This window comes from Rhizobacter sp. (assembly GCF_031412075.1).
Lineage (GTDB): Bacteria > Pseudomonadota > Gammaproteobacteria > Burkholderiales > Burkholderiaceae_C > Rhizobacter.
The window spans coordinates 1-5087 of record NZ_JANOCG010000524.1; the positions used below are offsets into that span (position 1 = coordinate 1).

The 5087-nt window shown below is 66.4% G+C and carries 6 protein-coding genes and 1 riboswitch; of the genes, 2 read left to right on the forward strand and 4 right to left on the reverse strand.

Annotation, left to right across the window (positions count from 1 at the left end; all coding sequences use genetic code 11):
- The 4 genes from RMO40_RS19540 to RMO40_RS19555 form a co-directional block, all read right to left on the reverse strand.
- The coding region (locus tag RMO40_RS19540) for an iron chelate uptake ABC transporter family permease subunit (protein WP_309724931.1) at positions 1-769 on the reverse strand (769 nt) is incomplete at its 3' end.
- Positions 769-1641 carry a helical backbone metal receptor gene (locus tag RMO40_RS19545; RefSeq protein WP_309724933.1) on the reverse strand — a complete coding sequence of 291 codons (873 nt, stop codon included), beginning with the start codon at positions 1639-1641 and terminating at the stop codon, positions 769-771. The genes RMO40_RS19545 and RMO40_RS19540, both read right to left, overlap by 1 nt.
- Entirely contained in the window at positions 1638-2201 is a 564-nt protein-coding gene (locus RMO40_RS19550; RefSeq protein WP_309724936.1) for a bifunctional adenosylcobinamide kinase/adenosylcobinamide-phosphate guanylyltransferase, read from the reverse strand. The genes RMO40_RS19545 and RMO40_RS19550 overlap by 4 nt, the downstream gene beginning before the upstream one ends.
- Before the next feature lies 1 nt (position 2202).
- Entirely contained in the window at positions 2203-4143 is a 1941-nt protein-coding gene (locus RMO40_RS19555) for a TonB-dependent receptor domain-containing protein (protein WP_309724938.1), read from the reverse strand.
- A 69-nt stretch (positions 4144-4212) separates the two neighbouring features.
- Positions 4213-4448: riboswitch (cobalamin riboswitch) on the reverse strand.
- A 51-nt stretch (positions 4449-4499) separates the two neighbouring features.
- Between RMO40_RS19555 and RMO40_RS19560 the strand changes: the two genes are divergently transcribed.
- Positions 4500-4727, forward strand: coding sequence for a cell division protein ZapB (locus RMO40_RS19560; protein ID WP_309724941.1), 228 nt, complete (start codon positions 4500-4502; stop codon positions 4725-4727).
- Positions 4728-4732: 5 nt separating this feature from the next.
- Entirely contained in the window at positions 4733-5035 is a 303-nt protein-coding gene (locus RMO40_RS19565; protein ID WP_309724943.1) for a cell division protein ZapA, read from the forward strand.
- Positions 5036-5087: the final 52 nt, after the last annotated feature.

Consider the following 5087-nt stretch of genomic DNA (forward strand, 5'->3'; position numbering starts at 1 on the left):
TGCCGGTGGCCAAAGCCAGCGCGACCACCATCGCCACCCGCACATGCGCCAGCGCCAGCCCCAGGCTGACCGCACTTTCTTCGCCAAGCGTGAGCGCATCGAGCGCACGCGACAGGCGCCAGGCGAGTGGCAGTGCGATCGCCAGACCCACCGCCATCAGCGCGCAGTTGCTCCACCCCAGAAACCCGGTGGAGCCCAGCAGAAAGGCTTGCTTGCCGAGCAGCGCCTCGGGCGCCACGTTGGTGATCAAGTCGCTGATGGCGCCGAGCAGCACGCCCACCACCACGCCGGCCAGCAGCAGGCGCGTGGTTTCGTGGGCACCGCGCGCCAGGCTCAAGGTCAAGCCGACGCCCAGCAGCGCGCCGGCAAACGATGCACCCACCAGCCCGATGCGCGCAATGACATCGGCTGTGGCCAGGCTGATGCCATGCCCGACCAGCGTGCCCGCTGCCAGCACCACCACCACGCCGAGCACCGCACCCGAGGCCGAGCCCAGCAGATAGGGGTCGGCCAGCGGGTTGCGAAACAGACCTTGCGCCACGGCGCCGGCCAGGCCGAGCAAGGCGCCCGTCATCCAGGCGCCCACAGTGCGCGGGGCACGAATCTCCCAGACCACGAGCGAACCATCCGGGCCGTTGAGCAAGGCCCAGGTTTGCGACGGCGACCAGCCTTCGCTGCCGGCGGCCAACCCCGCCAGCATCAACAGCAGGCTGAGCAGGCCGAGCGCCAGCCCCAGGCGCTGGCGGCTGACGCGTTCGGCTTCCGACATCAACGCTTTTCCACCAGGCCGGCCAGGCACGTCGCCATCAGCTGCGCGGCCTCGCCCATGCGCGGGCCGGGCCGGATCAGCAATTCGTAATCCTCCAGATCGAAACCGCAGCTGCGGCCACGCCGCAGCGCGGTGATCGAGCTCCAGCCGGGCCGCTTGGGCATGTCGTCGAGGTTGCGGCGGGCCGCGATGACGATGTCGGGCTGCGCCTTGACCACGTACTCCGGGTTGAGCCGGGGAAAGGGGCCCAGCTCCGGCGGGATGGCGTTGCGCAAGCCAAGCCGGGTCAGCGTTTCGCCGATGAACGAGGTGGCACCGGCCGCATAGGGTGTGGTGTCGACTTCGAAGTACACACGCTGGCCTCGCAGGGCTTGTGGTGTGCGCGCGGCAGCGTCGGCCAGGGCGGTTTCGATGCCTGCCCACACCGCGTCGGCGGCGGCGGGCGCTTCAAGCAACTGGCCCAGCAGTTGAAGGCTGCGTTTCACGTCGGCATGCGTTTTCGATTCGATCACCAGCACCTTCAGGCCCAAGGATTCGAGCCGATCGATCACCCTCGCCGACTGCGCGGCCAGCACCACATCGGGCTTGAGCGACACGATGCGCTCCACCTGCGCGTCTTCGAGCCCACCCAGCTTGGGCAAGGACTGCACCCGCTTGGGCGCGTTTGAAAAACGATCGGTTCCCACCAGGCGATCACACGCGCCGAGGGCGCAGATGCTTTCGGTGAGCGAGGGCAGCAGCGTCACGATGCGCTTCGGGCTGCTGGCAAACACCAACGTGGCGCCACGGTCGTCGCGCAGGCGGATCTCGGCCCAGGCGTGCAAGGGCAAGCACAACAAGAGCAACGCCCACACCCTGTGGCGGTAGTTCATGCGGGGCCTCGCTTCACCGGCATTTCGATGCCTGCGACCATCCAGGTGACACGCTCGCAGCGCGCTGCCACGGCCTGGTGCAGGCGGCCCAGTTCGTCGACGAAGCGGCGCGCTTCGGCCGACAGGGGCGACACACCGAGGCCGATCTCGTTCGACACCAGCACCACCGGGCCGCGGGCGGCGTCGATGGCATTGCACAGCTCAGCGCAACGAGCTTGCCATGACACGCCGGTGATCGGTCGGTCGTGCATGGGCATGAGCAGGTTGGTCAGCCACAAGGTGAGGCAGTCGACCACGATCAGGTGCGAGGGAGCACTCGATCGGGCCACCACCTCGGGCAGGTCGACCGGCACTTCTTCGGTGTGCAAGCCGGGCACACGTTCGGCCCGGTCGGCGCGGTGGCGGGCGATGCGCTCGCGCATCTCATCGTCATGGGCCAAGGCCGTGGCCACCAGCACAGCGGTGTGGCCCGCCTGCTGGAGCCAAGCGGCGGCGCGCTGCTCGGCGCAGCGCGACTTGCCGCTGCGTTGGCCACCGAGGATCAGCTCGCCGCCCGCCATCTCAGAAGCCCACCCGCAGCGAAGCCACGAAGCTGCGACCCGCCTCGGGGTAGATGGAACTCGTGACACCGCTCGCCGTGCAGCCGAACGCCTGGGTGTAGTACTTTTTGTCGGTGAGGTTGGCGACACCCAGCGACAGCTGCACGTCACCTTGGCGGTAGGCATAACGTGCATCGGCAGTCGTGTAGGCCGGCATGCTGCACCGGTTGGCAAAGTCAGGCGACTGCGACGACACCATGTTCACCAGCCCGTTGAGTTGGTGGCCCCCGCCGACCTTCCAGTCGGCCCCGACAGACACGGTGCGCTTGGGCACCAGCGCGATGTCCTTGCCGTCGTAGGTGCCGCCGGTGAACTTGGCTTGGCGAGCCGTGGCATTGAGGCGAAGTTGAATGGCTCGGTTGATTTGGTGGGCCAGCTCCAGCTCGACACCTTGACGCAGCGTGGGGCCATCGAAGTTGACGTTGGCACCGAAGAAGCCCGCGCTTCGGTCGAAGCCGATCTCATCACGCAAAGCGTTGCGATAGAAGCGCAACTCGGCGCGGCCGCTGTCGGCATACGCCCAGCGACCGCCGAGGTCGATGTCACGCGAAGTCTGCACGCGCAAGCCACCAGGCTGGGCGAAGCCGATCTCGTCGACGTTGGGGAAACGGAAGCTGCGGCCCAAGTGCGCAAAGACCGAGGCGCTCTCCCCCAGCGGCTGCACCACGCCGACATTCCAGGCGGTGAATGATTCATCGAGCGGCGTCGTCACCGAGGTGTCGGTCTTGGTGACGCGCTCTTTGCGCACACCCGCGCTCAAGCGCGTCCCGACGGGCAGCTTGAGGTCTTCTTGGAGGTAAAAGGCCTTGTTCTCCTGCTCGCTGGTCGAGCCAAAAGCGCCGAGCACGACACGGTTCCATTCGTAGTGGTCAACGCCTGCGACCACCGTATTGGCATAGCGGCCGAAGTTGGCGCTGTGCTTCACACGTGCCGAGCGGTTGCGGGCATCGATGTCGTAGTCGTAGGCAAACGAGGTCAGGCTGAGCAGCGTCTTGTCGCGCTGGCCGGTGTCGACGGCGATTTGCCAGTCGCCCAGCGTGGCTTCGGCAAACAGGTTGTTGCGGTGGTTGTCAATGGCACCCCGGTCGTTGGGGCGATTCGTCTGCCGCGGATTGGCCTCGTATTGGGCCGTCGTCAAGGCACCCGGCAGCCCGGTGTGCAACTCGTCCTGCGTGTGCTGGCCACCCACGCGCAGCCAGTCGTTGCGCCACTGGGCCGTCAGCGCAAGCCCTTCGATCGATGAACGGAAGTTCTCGCGGTGCCCGTCGGTCGTGCGCCGGTTGCCTGCCACGTCGAGCGAAAAGCCGCCGCTGACGAGGGAGCCGCCTGCACGCGCCTCGGCCAGCGACTGGCTGCCGAGCGCCGCGTAGGCCTGAGCCCCACTGACGGCCTTGCCACTGGCTGCCTTGGTGGTGATGACGATGGCCCCGCCGGTTGCGCCTTCGCCGTAGAGAACCGCCGCGCTGCCGCGGATTACCTCGATGCGGTCGATCGAATCAATCGAAATGCCCGCCAGGCGCGTGCCGCCGAGGTCGGCTTCGCTGACGCGCACGCCGTCGACGATGACGACCTGGTTGCTGCCGGCGGTGCTGCCGAAGCCACGAAGGTCGACGCCATAGTCGCCACCGCCATAAAAGTCGAGCTTGCCGGGAATGCCCAGCAGCTTCATCAAAGCCTCGTTGACGGTGGAGACGCCCGCGTCGCGCATCTCCTCGGCAGTGATCACACTCACCCCGAATGGCAGGCTGTTGGCATCTTTGGCAAAGCGTGTGGCCGTCACCAGCACCGGCGGCAACATGGTCGAGACTGGAACAGTCTGAGCGGCCACGGCGCCACAGGCGGACGCCAAAACGGACAGGGCGAACACGGCAATGGGCGTGCGCCCGCAAGAGAGAGTTGTCATTGAATGCTCACGGAACAGTGTCGTGCGCGCCGGCTTCCCCGCCAGTGCGCACCTCATGGCGTGCGGCGAACCGCACTCCCCCTGTTGGCCGGTATCCGGGCTGGCAGACATCCCACGAGAACCTTCCCAGCGCCATTTGGCGCCAGTGGTGTATGCACATGAGTGAGAGCCTTGGGCTCTCGTCTGCTTACCGTTGCGGGGGCAGCGCAGGTGGGTTTTCAACCGATGGGTTGAACGACCTCTGCTTCCCGTTTAACTGTGCCGATGTGAAAACCGGCACGGGCACCAACGGTCGGGATTGTAAGCAGCGCCGTACGCGACCCTACAATGAACCATTCGCAACCCCCCAGGGCGCCATGTCGAAGACCCAAGAACTCGCGGATCGCGTGGAGCGCTTGCTGCTGCGGCATGAAGAACTCAAGCGCACCAACGAATTGCTGGAGCAGCAACTGGCTGCCCTCACCCACGAGCGCGACAACCTGCGCTCACGCCTGAATGCCGCACGCAGCCGCATCGACGCCCTGCTCGAACGCCTGCCCGTCGACGCACCGGTGGCCAGCCGCACCGAAGGGGACTCCCCATGACCACCATGAAGCAGATGGAAGTGACGATCATGGGCCAGAGCTACGTGCTCGGCTGCCCCGAAGGCGGTGAGGTTTCGTTGCTCGAAGCGGTGAGCAGCGTCGACCGCGAGATGAGCGCGATCCGCGACGGCGGCCGCGTCAAGGCACGCGAGCGCATTGCCGTGCTCGCTGCCCTGAACCTGGCCTATGCATTGGCCGAACGCCCGCTGGCCAAGCCGGCCACTCCAGGCAGCAGCAGCGAAGTCGACCTTGACGCCCTTATCCAGCGGCTCGATCAAGCCCTTGGCGCAGACGGTCAATTGCTCTGAAAACGTCGCGTCGTTCAGACGCTCGCGCTTAGAATGAACTCGTCCGTTACGT

Excerpts from the sequence above, each read along its gene's own strand:
- RMO40_RS19555 (WP_309724938.1), bottom strand. The coding sequence starts at position 4,143 with ATGACAACTCTCTCTTGCGGGCGCACGCCCATTGCCGTGTTCGCCCTG.
- RMO40_RS19560 (WP_309724941.1), top strand. The coding sequence starts at position 4,500 with ATGTCGAAGACCCAAGAACTCGCGGATCGCGTGGAGCGCTTGCTGCTG.
- RMO40_RS19550 (WP_309724936.1), bottom strand. The coding sequence starts at position 2,201 with ATGGCGGGCGGCGAGCTGATCCTCGGTGGCCAACGCAGCGGCAAGTCG.
- RMO40_RS19565 (WP_309724943.1), top strand. The coding sequence starts at position 4,733 with ATGAAGCAGATGGAAGTGACGATCATGGGCCAGAGCTACGTGCTCGGC.
- RMO40_RS19545 (WP_309724933.1), bottom strand. The coding sequence starts at position 1,641 with ATGAACTACCGCCACAGGGTGTGGGCGTTGCTCTTGTTGTGCTTGCCC.